The 14,343-nt window shown below is 39.6% G+C and carries 14 protein-coding genes; 4 read left to right on the forward strand and 10 right to left on the reverse strand.

What is annotated here, in order from left to right; all coding sequences use genetic code 11:
* Genes mraY through mraZ form a run of 6 tightly spaced genes read right to left on the reverse strand, consistent with a single transcriptional unit; the run spans position 1 to position 6,378 of the window.
* Complete coding sequence (gene mraY, locus FLJC2902T_RS03885) at positions 1-1,224, reverse strand: phospho-N-acetylmuramoyl-pentapeptide-transferase (RefSeq protein WP_023578471.1); 1,224 nt, start codon at positions 1,222-1,224, stop codon at positions 1-3.
* Between the two features lie 3 nt (positions 1,225-1,227).
* Positions 1,228-2,688 (reverse strand): UDP-N-acetylmuramoyl-L-alanyl-D-glutamate--2,6-diaminopimelate ligase, encoded by a 1,461-nt coding sequence (locus tag FLJC2902T_RS03890; protein ID WP_155958852.1) that lies wholly within the window; start codon positions 2,686-2,688, stop codon positions 1,228-1,230.
* Positions 2,688-4,688, reverse strand: a complete 2,001-nt coding sequence (locus FLJC2902T_RS03895; protein ID WP_023578473.1) for a penicillin-binding protein — start codon at positions 4,686-4,688, stop codon at positions 2,688-2,690. Before FLJC2902T_RS03895 ends, FLJC2902T_RS03890 begins: the two co-directional genes overlap by 1 nt.
* Positions 4,679-5,023: an FtsL-like putative cell division protein gene (locus FLJC2902T_RS03900; protein WP_035677072.1), complete on the reverse strand. Its 345-nt coding sequence runs from the start codon at positions 5,021-5,023 to the stop codon at positions 4,679-4,681. The genes FLJC2902T_RS03895 and FLJC2902T_RS03900 overlap by 10 nt, the downstream gene beginning before the upstream one ends.
* Position 5,024: 1 nt before the next feature.
* Positions 5,025-5,933: a 16S rRNA (cytosine(1402)-N(4))-methyltransferase RsmH gene (gene rsmH / locus FLJC2902T_RS03905; RefSeq protein ID WP_035677074.1), complete on the reverse strand. Its 909-nt coding sequence runs from the start codon at positions 5,931-5,933 to the stop codon at positions 5,025-5,027.
* Positions 5,908-6,378, reverse strand: coding sequence for a division/cell wall cluster transcriptional repressor MraZ (gene mraZ, locus FLJC2902T_RS03910; protein WP_023578475.1), 471 nt, complete (start codon positions 6,376-6,378; stop codon positions 5,908-5,910). Before mraZ ends, rsmH begins: the two co-directional genes overlap by 26 nt.
* Positions 6,379-6,789: 411 nt before the next feature.
* Between mraZ and FLJC2902T_RS03915 the strand changes: the two genes are divergently transcribed.
* Entirely contained in the window at positions 6,790-7,545 is a 756-nt protein-coding gene (locus FLJC2902T_RS03915; RefSeq protein ID WP_023578476.1) for an alpha/beta fold hydrolase, read from the forward strand.
* A 45-nt stretch (positions 7,546-7,590) separates the two neighbouring features.
* Entirely contained in the window at positions 7,591-8,208 is a 618-nt protein-coding gene (gene yihA / locus FLJC2902T_RS03920; RefSeq protein ID WP_023578477.1) for a ribosome biogenesis GTP-binding protein YihA/YsxC, read from the forward strand.
* A gap of 70 nt (positions 8,209-8,278) precedes the next feature.
* On the opposite strand, the gene gldC is transcribed toward yihA, so the two are convergent.
* Positions 8,279-8,614: a gliding motility protein GldC gene (gene gldC, locus FLJC2902T_RS03925; protein WP_035677077.1), complete on the reverse strand. Its 336-nt coding sequence runs from the start codon at positions 8,612-8,614 to the stop codon at positions 8,279-8,281.
* Positions 8,614-9,573 carry a gliding motility lipoprotein GldB gene (gene gldB / locus FLJC2902T_RS03930; RefSeq protein ID WP_023578478.1) on the reverse strand — a complete coding sequence of 320 codons (960 nt, stop codon included), beginning with the start codon at positions 9,571-9,573 and terminating at the stop codon, positions 8,614-8,616. The genes gldC and gldB overlap by 1 nt, the downstream gene beginning before the upstream one ends.
* Positions 9,574-9,661: 88 nt before the next feature.
* Between gldB and nadE the strand changes: the two genes are divergently transcribed.
* Together nadE and FLJC2902T_RS03940 are read left to right on the forward strand one after the other, a co-directional pair.
* Positions 9,662-10,483 (forward strand): NAD(+) synthase, encoded by an 822-nt coding sequence (gene nadE, locus FLJC2902T_RS03935; RefSeq protein WP_023578479.1) that lies wholly within the window; start codon positions 9,662-9,664, stop codon positions 10,481-10,483.
* Between the two features lie 76 nt (positions 10,484-10,559).
* Positions 10,560-11,189, forward strand: a complete 630-nt coding sequence (locus FLJC2902T_RS03940) for a response regulator transcription factor (RefSeq protein ID WP_023578480.1) — start codon at positions 10,560-10,562, stop codon at positions 11,187-11,189.
* Here FLJC2902T_RS03940 and dnaG read toward each other — a convergent pair.
* Together dnaG and FLJC2902T_RS03950 are read right to left on the reverse strand one after the other, a co-directional pair.
* Complete coding sequence (gene dnaG / locus FLJC2902T_RS03945; RefSeq protein WP_023578481.1) at positions 11,186-13,162, reverse strand: DNA primase; 1,977 nt, start codon at positions 13,160-13,162, stop codon at positions 11,186-11,188. The two genes, FLJC2902T_RS03940 and dnaG, sit on opposite strands and share 4 nt — an antisense overlap.
* Positions 13,163-13,297: 135 nt before the next feature.
* On the reverse strand, positions 13,298-14,329 hold the full coding sequence (locus FLJC2902T_RS03950) for a hypothetical protein (RefSeq protein ID WP_023578482.1): 1,032 nt from the start codon (positions 14,327-14,329) through the stop codon (positions 13,298-13,300).
* Positions 14,330-14,343: the final 14 nt, after the last annotated feature.

Consider the following 14,343-nt stretch of genomic DNA (forward strand, 5'->3'; position numbering starts at 1 on the left):
TTATCGTAATTTTAAGGATACTAATGAGAAAATTGCCAATAAAATAGCCACAATCCAGAATCGGGTTACGATTTTACTTTCGTGATACCCTTTCTTCTGATAATGGTGATGCAATGGCGACATCAGGAAAATCCTTCGGCCTTCACCGTATTTGTTTTTGGTGTACTTGAAGTAGGAAACCTGAAGTACCACCGATAAATTTTCTGCTAAAAATATTCCGCATAAAACCGGAATCAACAACTCTTTTCTGACTGCGATGGCTAGAACCGCAATGATTCCGCCAATTGTCAAACTTCCGGTATCCCCCATAAAAACCGTTGCCGGATACGTGTTGTACCAAAGAAATCCAATGAGCGACCCTACAAAGGCCGCAATGTAGACCGTCATTTCTCCGGAATTAGGAATATACATGATGTTCAGGTAATTCGAAAAAATGATATTCCCCGAAACGAAGGCAAAAATTCCGAGGGCGAGTACCGAAATCGCAGAAGTTCCTGCCGCTAAACCGTCAATACCGTCAGTTAAATTCGCACCGTTGGAAACCGCAGTTATGATGAAAATCACCACCGGAATAAAAATCAACCAAGCGTAATCTTTATAGTTATCGCCTGTCCATGCCAATAATTCGGCGTAATCCATTTCGTTGTTTTTAAAGAACGGAATTGTTGTGGCAGTTGACTTTTCTTCTTTGGCAATGGCCGAAACCACAGCACCCGGTTTAAAAACATCCGTAGTTGAAGTATCCGTTCTGACAGTAACGGCAGGGTGAAAATACAACACCGAACCCACAATCAAACCCAAACCAACCTGACCGATTACTTTGAATCTCCCTTTTAAACCTTCCTTATCTTTTTTGAAAATTTTGATATAGTCGTCTATAAATCCGATTGTCCCCATCCAAACTGTGGTTACAATCAGTAACAATACATAGATGTTATCCAATCTTGCCAACAACAATACCGGAATCAAAGTGGAAAAAATAATGATTAATCCTCCCATTGTAGGAGTTCCAGCTTTTTGCGTTTGCCCTTCCAGACCTAACTCACGAACGGTTTCTCCGATTTGCAGTCTTCGCAAATAGTTGATAACCCTCTTACCGAAAATAGTGGAAATCATCAGTGACAAAATGATGGCCAAACCCGAACGGAACGTGATATACTGAAATACTCCTGTTCCGGGAACATCCATTACTTTGTCTAAATATTGAAATAAATAATACAGCATATCTTACTTGTTTAGTTGATCTAATAGTTCTTTTACAATTTTCATATCGTCGAAATCATGACGGACACCCTGAATTTCCTGATAGGTTTCATGTCCTTTTCCGGCTATCAGAATAATATCTCCGCTTTGCGCCAGTTGACACGCCGTTTTGATCGCCTGCTTTCTGTCGGTAATGGAAATCGTTTTTTTATAATCCTGAGGTTTAACACCTTGTTCCATTTCGGTAATAATCATGTCCGGATCCTCACTTCTCGGATTATCGGAAGTAAAAATGGCTTTATCACTCATTTCGGAAGCGATTTGCCCCATAATTGGTCTTTTCGCCGTATCCCTGTCACCGCCACAACCTACAACTGTGATCAGTTGTTCGTTTTTGGTTCGAATGTCTTCGATGGTCTTCAGTACGTTTTCCAAAGCATCCGGCGTATGGGCATAATCCACAATTGCCGTGATATTGGATTCGGAGACAATAAACTGAAAACGTCCGGAAACACTTTGCAACTCGCTTAACAGACGTAATACTTCAAAGTTATCTAAACCCAGTTGTATTGCCGTTCCGTAAATCGCCAGTAAATTATAGGCATTGAACGAACCGATCAAACGCACCCAAACCTCGTGATCGTTGATTTTAAGCAGTAACCCTGACAATTGGTTTTCTAAAATCTGTGCACGATAATCGGCGTAGGATTTCAAAGCATACGTCATTTTTTTTGCTTTCGTATTCTGAAGCATCACCGCTCCGTTTTTATCATCAACATTTGAAAGTGCAAAAGCGGTTTTTGGCAGATTATCGAAGAATGATTTTTTCACATCACGGTATTCGGCAAATGACGTATGGTAATCCAAATGATCATGCGACAGATTGGTAAAAATACCGCCCACAAAATGCAGGCCTTCGGTTCTCTTCTGATGGATTCCGTGCGAACTCACCTCCATGAAACAAAATTCACATCCTTCTTCCGTCATTTCGTTCAGATAATGGTTTATCGTAAGCGAATCCGGCGTAGTATGTGTGGCTTTGTATTCGGTATCATCCACCAGAATTTTCACCGTCGAAAGCAATCCTACTTTATACCCCGCATTTTTAAACAACTGATATAATAATGAAGCGATCGTTGTTTTTCCGTTCGTACCGGTTACACCTACCAATTTCAGATTGGCCGACGGATTTCCGTAGAAGTTAGCCGCCATGAAAGCCAAAGCCGCGCTGGTATCGTTAACCTGAACGTAAGTGATTCCGTCTACAACTAAACCTGGAAACGTTTCACAAACAATAACCGTAGCGCCAAGATTGATTGCTTTTTCGATAAAATCATGACCATCAGAAACCGTTCCTTTTATGGCCACGAAAACATCATCCGAAACGATTTTTCTCGAATCGAATTCGATTTTGCCCACTTCGATGTCGGTTGAACCTTTTACCGCTTCAATGGCTACCTTATATAATATGTCTTTTAAAATCATCACGATAATTCGAGTGTTATGATTTGATTTCTGTTAAATCGTTGTCCCGGCTGAATGGATTGCTGTTTCACTTTACCGATTCCTTTCACTTTAACTTTCATTCCGGAATTTTCCAATAAGGCAATGGCATCCATAGCCGACATTCCTTTTACATTCGGAACAACATTTTCTTTCTTCTGCGCTTTGTTATAATAATCAGCATAGTTTTTCTCCTGATGCTTGACTTTCACATTCAGCGTTTTAATTTCATTGGTGGACGGGACATCGGTGAAGATTTTCTGTGCAATTCTTTTAAAAACTGGTCCGGCCACATCTGCTCCGTAATACCCTGCTGCCACGTTGGGTTTGTGTACTACTACGACACACGAATATTTCGGTTCATCGGCTGGAAAGAATCCAACAAACGAAGACGCATAGTACATTTTATCGTCGCCCTTGTGGTAATTCACCTGAGCTGTCCCGGTTTTACCGGCCATGGAGAAATCTTTGGAATATAATTTAGAGCCAGTCCCTTTTTTAACCACATTCTCCAAAACCGCTTTTATTTTTGCCAGAGCCTCATCCGAACAAATTTTCGGATTAATGACTTCCTTATCGAATTTTTTGATGGTCTTATTCCACTCTTTGATTTCGCGAACGAATTGCGGTTTCACCATTTCACCATTATTGGCAACGGCATTGTACAAGGTTAAGGTTTGCAAAGGCGTCATGGAAACTCCGTAACCAAAGGCCATCCACGGTAATGAAATAGCCGACCAGCTTTTCTCGCTCGGTTGCGGAATTTTTGGCTTTCCTTCCCCTTTAAATGGTAATCCGAGTGGCTTGTTCAACCCCAAGCCATTCAATCGGTTAACAAATTCTTCAGGATTGTTTTTGTAATTCTCATATACTGCCTGAACCATAATGGTGTTAGAAGAAAGTTCAAAACCACGGGCTAAAGAAACTTTCCCATATCCTTTTCCGTTTGAATCACGAACCGGCTTACCTCTGTAAGTAACAACACCACCTTTAGAATCGTATACTTTGCTCGTATCAACCTTTTCATCATCCAATAAAGCAATCAAATCCACCAATTTAAAGGTTGAACCCGGTTCGTGTGATTCTCTTATGGCATAATTATCGGTTTCGTAATAATTCCCATTCTCATCATCTCTGCCCAGATTGGAAATTGCTTTCACCTCACCCGTTTTGGTTTCCATTACCACCACGCAGCCATGATCCGCCTTATAATATTCCAATTGCTTCAGTAAAGCATGGTGTGCTATATCCTGAACATAAACATCTATAGTTGAAATAATATCATACCCGTCACGCGGTTCGATCTCGTTGTTGTCACTGATGGGTTTCCACTGATTTTTTGCGATTTTCTGCATCAGTCGCTTACCATCCTTACCATTAATATAATATCTGTACGCCCATTCTATACCTTTTCCATCGGATCTTTTGTCGTCGTAAGTCCTTTCATAACCAATGGTTCTGGCAGCAATTTTTCCGATAGGATGTTCTCGCACGGTTTTCTGTTCCGTGATGATTCCACCTTTATAAGCCCCTAAATTGAAAAGCGGAAAACTTTTCAATCGCATGTATTCGGTATAACTCAGTTTTCGAGCTACAAGATAATAGCGGTTTTTATTGGCGCGTGCTTTTCGCAATTCTCTTTGATAAAAACCGGAAGGTTTACCGAACATAATTGAAAGCGAATCGGACAAGTCCTTCACATTATCATCAAAATGCTCTTTCTTAGGCGCCACCGCATCAAAACGAATGGTATAATTCGGAATGGAAGTCGCCAGCAAACTACCGTCGGCTGAATACACATTCCCTTTATTGGCAGGGATTACAAAGTTTCTTACCGTTCTTTCTTTGGCTAATTTTCGGTAATAATCACCTTCAACCCATTGAATATTGGTCAGTTTTATAGCAACGAAAATAGCCATCACGAAAATCGTGAAGGCTACCAAATAAATTCTGTATGAAATATTTTTATTTTCTACTGCCATATCTTTTTGAGAATACTGCTTTCCTGTTCTTTAACTTTTATTTTCTTGGGCGGAACAGAGGACGGCAAAATACCGTGTGGTTCCATCTGAGTTGAAATCGTCGATTCCATTTTAAGTTCCATCAGTTGGGAGCGTCGATCTACAAATTCCGACCGCAACTCTTTCACTTCATTGGTCAGCTCCGTAATTCTGTAATTCTTTTGTTCGTAGCTGTGTGAATTTCCAATCATTACCATCGCCAGCAAAATCAGGAATACAATAAACTTCCAGTTTTTCAGCGCATCATCATCGATTAGAAATTTCGCTTTCAGCAAGCTGTATACTCCACCCTTCATCTTATTTCTTTTCAGCTATTCGCAATTTGGCACTTCGGGCACGACTGTTTATTTTGATTTCCTCATCGGTAGGCACAATCATTTTTCCGATCAGTTTGAACGGCACCTCGAATCGTCCGAAGAAATCGCGTTCCGGCTCCCCCTCAAACATGCCGTTTTTCATGAAACGTTTTACCAATCTATCCTCCAAAGAGTGATACGAAATCACACTTAATCTCCCGCCCGGCTTCAAAATCTCCAACGATTGCTCCAAAAATTCTTTCAGCACGTCCATTTCCTGATTCACTTCGATCCGGATGGCCTGATAAATCTGTGCTAAAATCTTATTGCTTTTGTGTGCCGGTAAAAATCGACTTAACACCTGTTTTAATTGTTCGGTATTTTTTATCGGGCTTTCCGCTCTTGCCACAATTATAGCATGCGCCAATCCTTTTGCCGTGGTCAATTCACCGTAGTCTGCAAAAATGCGACGCAAATCAGCCTCTTCATATTCGTTCACCACATTATAAGCACTTATCGCATCCTTCTGATTCATACGCATGTCCAACTCAGCATCAAAACGGGTTGAAAAACCACGTTCCGCCACGTCAAACTGATGCGAAGAAACTCCTAAATCCCCCAAAACGCCATCCACTTCTTTCACACCATAAAAACGAAGAAACCTTTTGATGTATCGGAAATTCTCATTGATTAACGTAAAACGCTCGTCGTCGATCGCATTCGCCAACGCATCCGTATCCTGATCGAAAGCAAACAGCTTCCCGTTCGGCCCCAAACGACGCATGATTTCTCTGGAATGTCCGCCGCCGCCAAAAGTCACATCCACATATATTCCATCCGGCTTGATATCCAAACCGTCCACAGTTTCTTTCAGTAAAACCGGATTATGATATTCCATTGTCATCGTCATTTAAATTACCCATTACATCCTCAGCCAAATCCGCAAAATCCATATCGTCTCCGGAAATTGACAGCTCGTACAAATCTTTATCCCAGATTTCGATGATGTTCACTTTTGAAGTCAACACCAAATCTTTTGAGATTCCGGCAAAATCGATCAGATCTTTCGTAATCAGAAGTCGTCCTGCATCATCAATCTCAACTATCTTCACACCTGCCATAAACTTTCGGATAAAATCATTATTCTTTTTCACGAAACGATTCAGCTTGTTGATTTTCAGCATCATTACATCCCATTCCGATTTCGGCCAAAGCTCGACACATTTATCAAAAACCGAACGCTTCAACACAAAACCACTCTCCAAAGAAGGTAATTGCTTCTTCAAAGGCGCAGGCACCATCAGCCTTCCTTTTGCATCAATTTTACATTCGTATGTTCCGATTATGTTCGTCAACTGGAATCGTTTTTGAAATGATTTATAGCAAAAGTACAGATTTTTTTACCACATTTTACCACAAATCCCCACTTTGTTGATAAGTTTTCCCACTCTCCCCTCTGTTCGTAAGAAAATCTGTTAAATCACTCATTGTTAATATTTAACGATAGTTTAGTATTTTAAAAGAATCATCGGAAAATATTCAAAAAACGACGCTGTTTGATTACATTTTCTATTGATTTAAAAAAATCAGATTTATTTCGGATTTTGTGATTTTAAAAATGAAAATTGTTGACAATTAAGCTTTTAGATCGAAATTCTGTTTTAATAAGAAAGTATTTCCGAATTTTACTTTGAAGACTTCCTATTTACTGAGAAAATCATATATTTGTCTGATATTTATATTGGATAATTATACACCAAAAACACATGTTGAAAAAAGAAGGCAAATACAGATATTTTGAAGCTGGAGAAGGCACGCCTATCATTATTTTACACGGACTTATGGGAGGTTTAAGCAACTTTGACGGCGTTGCTGATTTCTTCCCGAAACACGGTTATAAAGTTGTAATTCCCGAATTACCACTATACACCAACAATATTTTAAAAACCAATGTGAAAGCTTTTTCGAAATTCGTAAAAGACTTCATCACTTATAAAGAATTTGACAAAGTAATTTTATTGGGAAATTCGCTTGGCGGACATATCGCGTTGTACCACACCAAAATGTATCCGGAAAAAATGGCCGGACTGGTAATCACAGGAAGTTCCGGATTGTACGAAAGCGCAATGGGTGAAAGTTACCCGAAACGAGGTGATTATGAATACATCCGAAAAAAAGCGGAAGATGTATTTTACGATCCGAAAGTCGCTACCCAGGAAATCGTTGATGACGTTTATGCTACGGTAAACGACCGAATCAAACTGATCAAAACACTTACCATTGCCAAAAGTGCTATTCGTCATAATATGGCGAAAGATTTACCAAAAATGACCACGCCAACCTGTATTATCTGGGGAAGAAACGACAAGGTTACCCCACCGGATGTTGCCGAAGAATTTAACAGACTGTTACCAAACTCGGATTTATACTGGATTGACAAATGTGGCCACGCTGCCATGATGGAATGCCCGAATGAATTCAATCAGTTGATGTTTGAATGGCTTAAAAAATCGAATTTATAATATAGAAAGTTACAGGCGACTGTAACTTTTTAAATTTAAGAAAACATGAAAATCAATACCGCCGAATTTATAATCAGTAACTCCGAAGTAAGCAAATGCCCGAAAGAACCTTTGCCGGAATATGCATTCATTGGCCGATCCAACGTTGGAAAATCATCTTTGATCAACATGCTGACGAACCATAAGAATCTGGCAAAAACATCGGGAAGACCCGGAAAAACACAGTTAATCAATCATTTTAAAATTAACAGCAATTGGTTTTTAGTGGATTTACCCGGTTATGGTTATGCGCGTGTTTCTAAAAAAACAAAAGAAGTTTTCCAGAAATTCATCACCGATTATTTTGAAACCAGAGAGCAATTGGTTTGCGCTTTTGTCTTGGTCGACATTCGTCACGAAGCCCAAAAAATTGACTTGGAATTCATCACCTATCTAGGCGAAACCGAAGTGCCGTTTTGCATCATTTTCACCAAAGCCGACAAAATCAGCAAAGGAAAAATAGACCAGCATGTAGCCGCCTATCGCAAAGCACTTTTAGCAAATAACTGGGAAGAGATGCCTCAGTATTTCGTTACCTCATCCACAGAAGAAACCGGAAGAGAGTCTTTATTGGAATTTATTGACGGTGTGAATCAGGAGATATTTAACAGCAATGGATTTTAATTTTTGCCACGAATTCACAAATTTTCAAACTTATCCTTTCGATACCAATTCGTGAATTCGTGGTTGTTTTTTATTTATTCAATTCCAGTTTTTCCGCAAAATAATCACAAAAATCTTTCATCGTAGCGGTCATTTTTTCGTCTTCGGTAGCTCGGTGAAATGTATCTGCCATAGCCACTAATGTCTGATGAAAAAACACTTTCATTTCATCCACCGGCATGTCTTTGGTCCACAAATCGATGCGCAAGGTTTCCTGCACATTGCTGTCCCAGATAGAAAGCAACATCGCTTTTGCCTCTTCTTCATTTACGCCACCATCTTGTGCAGTCCATTTTATTTTTTCCGGTACGCGGTTTTCGTCTAATTCTACCGTAAGTTTAATTTCGGAAGTTATTGTTTTTGCCATTATTTCTTTGGTTTGTATTTTGAGTTATCGAATAGTTCCTTGGCATCCGTAGCCAACATTTTTTGAAGCGTTACATCATTGTTATTCATATACGAGCGCACAATTTGCCAACCAAGCCATTGCCCTACTCTTCCCGGAGATTCCTGGTCAATCTCAAGATAAAATTTCGAATACGGTCCGATAGCCACAAAACGCTGCATTAATTTGGTATCCGTATCGTACAATAATTTATTGTTAACGAAATATTTCCACATTTCACTTTCATTTTCCTGACACCATTTTATCTGATCCTCCGTATATTCGATTTTTGCTCCGTCCGCAGCATCAGGAAGCAACATATCTTTAAGGTATAATTCTTTTCCGAAGTAAATCATCTGTGCCAACAAGGTTCTGTCCGAAGGCGGTGCGATTTTACCCAATGAAAAACTGCTCACCAGATCCGGCATCATTTGCGAAGGCTCAAATCCCTGACGCATGTATTTCGGGAAACCTTCATAAAAACGGTGGTCTTTACCTAAATAAGTATCCAAAGAAAGCAACACCAAACTATCAGCGTAAATTGCTTTTGCATCTTTATCCACTTCAGAAACCAAAGTGATTACCCTGGGCGTTTTGTATTCCGGGTAATAAAACTGAATACGCTTAAACAACTGCTCTAAATCATTTTCAAATGCAGCATTATTCGGGAATTTCTTTTTAACTTCTCCGTATAATTCTCGCAACAACGGATTTTTTATTTTGTTAGTCCAGACCGAATCCGGGTTTCCTGCAGGAAAGAAAAAAGGATACTTATTTTTCAGTTGCACCAAATCTTCGGGATTGGATTCGTAGAAAAGTTTATCAAAACGTTCGATTTCAACTTTTACGGGAATAGCCTCTGCCGCTTCGGTAACTTTATCTTCCTTTTTACAGGAAATACTAAGCGCAGCAAAAACAGCAAGTAACAAATACTTCTTCATATTTTTTTTGTCAAAAATTCATACTTTTATAGCAAATAAATTCGGCGCAAATATACGCCACAGTTTTAAAACATTTTCATAAATAATCATGGTAACGACAAACACTTTTCAGGCCGATAAAATCAACTCTCATATTGTAAACTGGTTACGCGATTATGCAGTAAACGCAAAAGTGAAAGGTTTTGTTGTAGGTATTTCGGGTGGAATTGATTCTGCTTTAACCTCAACCCTTTGCGCACAAACCGGATTGCCGACCCTATGCGTGGAAATGCCGATTCACCAAGCACCCAGCCATGTCAGCAGAGGAAAAGAACACATCGAACAACTAAAAAAGCGATTCCCGAATGTTTCGAATGCCGTAGCTGACCTGACTCCTGTTTTTGAAGAATTCAGAACCGAAGTTCCAACCTCCGAAAACGAGTACCTACTAACCCTGACCCTAGCCAACACGAGAGCGAGACTTCGCATGACAACTCTTTATTATTATGCCGGTTTACACAGTGCTTTGGTTGCAGGGACCGGTAATAAAGTGGAAGATTTTGGTGTTGGTTTCTTTACCAAATATGGTGACGGAGGCGTGGATGTCAGTCCGATTGCCGATTTATTAAAAAGCGAAGTGCGGAAATTGGCCGCATACTTAGAAGTTCCTAGCAGCATTTTAATCGCCAAACCAACCGACGGACTGTTTACCGATGCTGCTTATGAAGACGAACGAAGTGACGAAGATCAGTTGGGAGCGACCTATGATGAACTGGAAATTGCCATGCAGGCATTGGCGGACGGAAAGACCGAAAATGACTTCGAAGGACGCGAAAAAGAGGTCTTCAAAATTTTCTTACGCTTAAATATAACAAATCAACATAAAATGACAAAGATTCCTGTGTGTTTGATCCCAAATGAATTGAAATAAATTTCCTTCATTGATTATCAGTACATTATATTTTTTTTGTATCTTTACAGGATAATTACTATTAAAAATTGACGAAATGATAAAAGTGTGTTTAGCCGATAATCATCCTGTTGTACAGTTTGGGGTGAAGGCCTATTTTAAAGACAATGCTGATATTAGTCTTGTAGGGGTCGTTAGTAATTTGGACGATTTGGACGAAATGCTAAAGAAGAAATCTATGGATGTAGTTGTTCTTGATTTAGAACTCGAAGGACTATCAAGCATCAACCTGGTAAAATCTCTAATCAGAGATTACTCTGACACTAAAATTGTGGTTTTCACCAATTTAGGAGAACAAATCTATGCACCTAACGCGTTAAAAGCAGGTGTTTCCGCTTACATTCATAAGAATTCAAAACTGGAAGAATTAGAGAGTGCTATTAAGAAAGTTAATGAAGGTGCCGTTATCTTTAGTGACGCTGTAAAAAAGAATCTTGCATTGCTTAACAAAGGTAAAAAATCGGATCGTTTGTACCGAAAATTATCTTCCCGCGAGATTGAAGTTTTACGTTATTTAAGCGACGGAAAGAAAAACAAGGAGATAGCAAAACTGCTTACTTTAAACGAAAAAACCATCAGTACTTACAAGCTTCGTTTGCTTACTAAGCTACATGTAACAAATTTAGTTGATTTAGTGAATAAAGCTAAGTCGTTGGAAATCGTTTAACTGTATCGGGACAGAACCCTACCTAACTTAGACGAAAAAGAATTAATCAATGTATAATAATCTACCGCGGTAGAGAGAATTTCAGTATTATCCGCTTCAGGCTCATTTGAAATACTGTTTTTCAATTCACTGATAATCTTATCAACCAAAAACCAGCGTAAAGTCAGTATCGTTTCTGAAACATATTGACTTATCGTCTGGTTTTTTTGTTTCACGACAATTTGTTTCGAATCCCAATTGTGCAGCACTTCACGCTCTTCTTCCATCAGAATGTGTGTTACCTCCTGAGCCAGCTGCGGATCAAGGCGCATTAAATACTGCTCCAATTCAAAGGTTTCGTGTTGATGGAAATAGTTTATCAGATCATTGTAAATAGCACGAAACAAAGGATTTGCCAATTCAACCTCATCTTCCTGTAAACTCAGATAAATTCGCTGGTAGACCTTATAGTTGTTCATCTCTTTTGTCTCAACCGCTTCGCCTTCCTCATTGGCTTTCAGCAAAATATCTTCAAATTCTTCTTCAGCCGTTCCGTACAACAGTAAAATTTCTATTATTTTTCGTTCTAACTCATACTGAACATCCACCGCCGAATTAACCGCTTCCGGGATATTCTTTACAACATCGAACGCCTTTTGTTCGGTTTTTTGCTTCTTACCGACTTCCTGAATATCTTTCTGAACAAGTTGCGCTAACGTGTTGAAAAGCACTTCCTCGGAAATATCCATGATTCGGGAACATTCCTGAACGTAGATTTCCCGTTTGATTTTATCCGGAATCTTGGAAATACTGGTTACCATATCCCTGATGAGTTCCGCTTTCTTGATCGGATCGTTTTTCGCTTCCTTCATCAACAATGAGGCTTTGAACTGAATAAAATCCATTGCACTGTTGCTGAGATACGCAATCAAATCATCATAGGGTGTTTTCTTCGCAAAACTGTCGGGATCTTCCCCTTCGGGAAAAGTACAGACTTTCACATTCATTCCCTCTTCCAGAATCAGGTCGATTCCGCGAATGGAAGCACGAAGTCCCGCCGCATCCCCATCGAATAAAACCGTAATATTTTTTGTAAGGCGGTTTACCAATCGGATTTGGTCAGGCGTTAAAGCCGTTCCGGAAGACGCAACCACATTTTCGATTCCGGCCTGATGCATCTGAATCACATCGGTGTACCCTTCCACCAAAAAACAATTATCCAGTTTCGCAATTGCCTGCTTCGCATGGAAAATTCCGTAAAGCACTTTGCTCTTGTGATAAATCTCACTTTCGGGAGAATTCACGTATTTCGCCGCTTTCTTATCATTGGTTAAAATACGCCCTCCGAAACCCAAAATACGACCCGACATACTCTGAATCGGAAACATCACACGACCTTTGAAGCGGTCAAACTGTTTCCCTTCTTTTACGATGGTCAAACCGGTTTTGTCAAGATAATCGAGCTTATAGCCTTTCCCCAATGCCTCCATAGTGAACGTATCCCAGGCATCAGGAGAAAAACCCAATCCGAATTTCTCTATGGTATCTTTAGTGAATCCGCGTTCTTTGAAATAGGAATACCCGATCGCTTTACCTTCATCGGTATGCATCAAAACATTATGAAAATACTTTTGGGCGAATTCGGAAACCAGATACATACTCTCCTTTTCATTGGCCACTTCCTTATCTTCGTCGGTTTGCTCCGTTTCCTCTATCTCGATATTGTATTTTCGCGCCAAATAGCGAATGGCTTCCGGATACGAAAAATGTTCGTGTTCCATAAGGAACGTCACGGCATTTCCGCCTTTACCCGAACTGAAATCCTTCCATATCTGTTTCACCGGCGAAACCATAAACGAAGGCGACTTCTCATTGGAAAACGGACTCAGTCCTTTCAGATTACTGCCCGCGCGTTTCAACTGCACAAAATCGCCGATAACCTCCTCGACACGGGCGGTTTCAAATACGGTTTCTATGGTGTTTTGTGAAATCAAATTTTTAAAATAAGCTGCAAAGGCTCAAAGATACAAAGTTGCAGAATTACAAAGGTTCAAAGTTTCAGAAAAAATCAACCCTTTCAAAGTCGGTACTCTGAAAGGGCTGCAAAAAAAGTATTTAACTCAAAAAATTTAATTGAAATCAAAACGCAATCCCAGGGATATATTATTTTGATCTACCGCATTATTTTCAAACATGGGCTGCAAGTCATATTTCAGATACAAACTTGTGTTTTTATACCCCACATAAGTACTGAGTCCGTACGTCCACTCGTTTACATTCCAGTCTCCTTTTTGTCGCTCCTTAATTTCATAGCCATCCACGTCATAACCTAAAAACTGTTTTGAATTCGTATTAATACCTACAAATCCACCGGTACCGAATCGGAATCCTTTATGTGACCTGCGATACATTTTTCCGTTAATTTCTCTTTTCTTAGAAAAATCAAATTCCAAATGAAGCGGTACCGAAAAAAACACATTCTTAAAATACGTCTTGTCGTCCTTCAAATTGACCGGAAAAGTCTCCAATACCGTTTCCTCTCCTTTATCCACAAAATAACGGTTATCGGTAGCGTGTAAAATATTATACATAAATGAAAAACCGTATTTGAAATGAACCGGACTGTCTTCAGCACCTAATCGGGTTCTTCCGGTAATCCCCCACTCGTAAAACGTTGAACGCCAATAACCGAAATCTGAGTTTGCAATGGCACCGTTGGTTACCAAATTATTAACACCGAACGCTAGTACAAACTGGGAAGTCGTTCTCTTGGTTTTTTTATAATTATCGTAATCCCCTGGAATACTAAACGAAATTTTTTTCTCCATTTTAATTGTATCCTTTAATCTCCCATCCACTTTTTCCTGCACCAAAACATTGAGCTTCTCCTGTTCTTCACCAACTCTTTCTTCAATATTTTTGGCATGTGTGGTAGCCAACTCTATCTTCATTTTATCGGCCTCTTCCTGGGTGAGTTTCCCTGCTTCCAACTGTTCGTTAACATCATCCACTTTTTCTTTTAAGGCGAGTTTTTCTTCTTTCGTGATAGTTTCAATGTTCTTGGCAATGGCTTTAGCACGTTGCTCAAAGGTTTCCTGCGCAGTGACTTTGCTTACAAAAAAGCATAACGAGAGCACTACATAAAAGATAATCTTTTGCATAATTTTAAAATTTA

It is taken from the genome of Flavobacterium limnosediminis JC2902 (assembly GCF_000498535.1).
In the GTDB taxonomy this organism is placed as follows: domain Bacteria; phylum Bacteroidota; class Bacteroidia; order Flavobacteriales; family Flavobacteriaceae; genus Flavobacterium; species Flavobacterium limnosediminis.

Coding starts and splice junctions, on each gene's coding strand:
- FLJC2902T_RS03950 (WP_023578482.1), bottom strand. CDS start 14,329: ATGCAAAAGATTATCTTTTATGTAGTGCTCTCGTTATGCTTTTTTGTA.
- nadE (WP_023578479.1), top strand. CDS start 9,662: ATGGTAACGACAAACACTTTTCAGGCCGATAAAATCAACTCTCATATT.
- rsmH (WP_035677074.1), bottom strand. CDS start 5,933: ATGACGATGACAATGGAATATCATAATCCGGTTTTACTGAAAGAAACT.
- FLJC2902T_RS03940 (WP_023578480.1), top strand. CDS start 10,560: ATGATAAAAGTGTGTTTAGCCGATAATCATCCTGTTGTACAGTTTGGG.
- gldC (WP_035677077.1), bottom strand. CDS start 8,614: ATGGCAAAAACAATAACTTCCGAAATTAAACTTACGGTAGAATTAGAC.
- FLJC2902T_RS03895 (WP_023578473.1), bottom strand. CDS start 4,688: ATGGCAGTAGAAAATAAAAATATTTCATACAGAATTTATTTGGTAGCC.
- gldB (WP_023578478.1), bottom strand. CDS start 9,573: ATGAAGAAGTATTTGTTACTTGCTGTTTTTGCTGCGCTTAGTATTTCC.
- yihA (WP_023578477.1), top strand. CDS start 7,591: ATGAAAATCAATACCGCCGAATTTATAATCAGTAACTCCGAAGTAAGC.
- FLJC2902T_RS03915 (WP_023578476.1), top strand. CDS start 6,790: ATGTTGAAAAAAGAAGGCAAATACAGATATTTTGAAGCTGGAGAAGGC.
- FLJC2902T_RS03890 (WP_155958852.1), bottom strand. CDS start 2,688: ATGATTTTAAAAGACATATTATATAAGGTAGCCATTGAAGCGGTAAAA.
- mraY (WP_023578471.1), bottom strand. CDS start 1,224: ATGCTGTATTATTTATTTCAATATTTAGACAAAGTAATGGATGTTCCC.
- FLJC2902T_RS03900 (WP_035677072.1), bottom strand. CDS start 5,023: ATGAAGGGTGGAGTATACAGCTTGCTGAAAGCGAAATTTCTAATCGAT.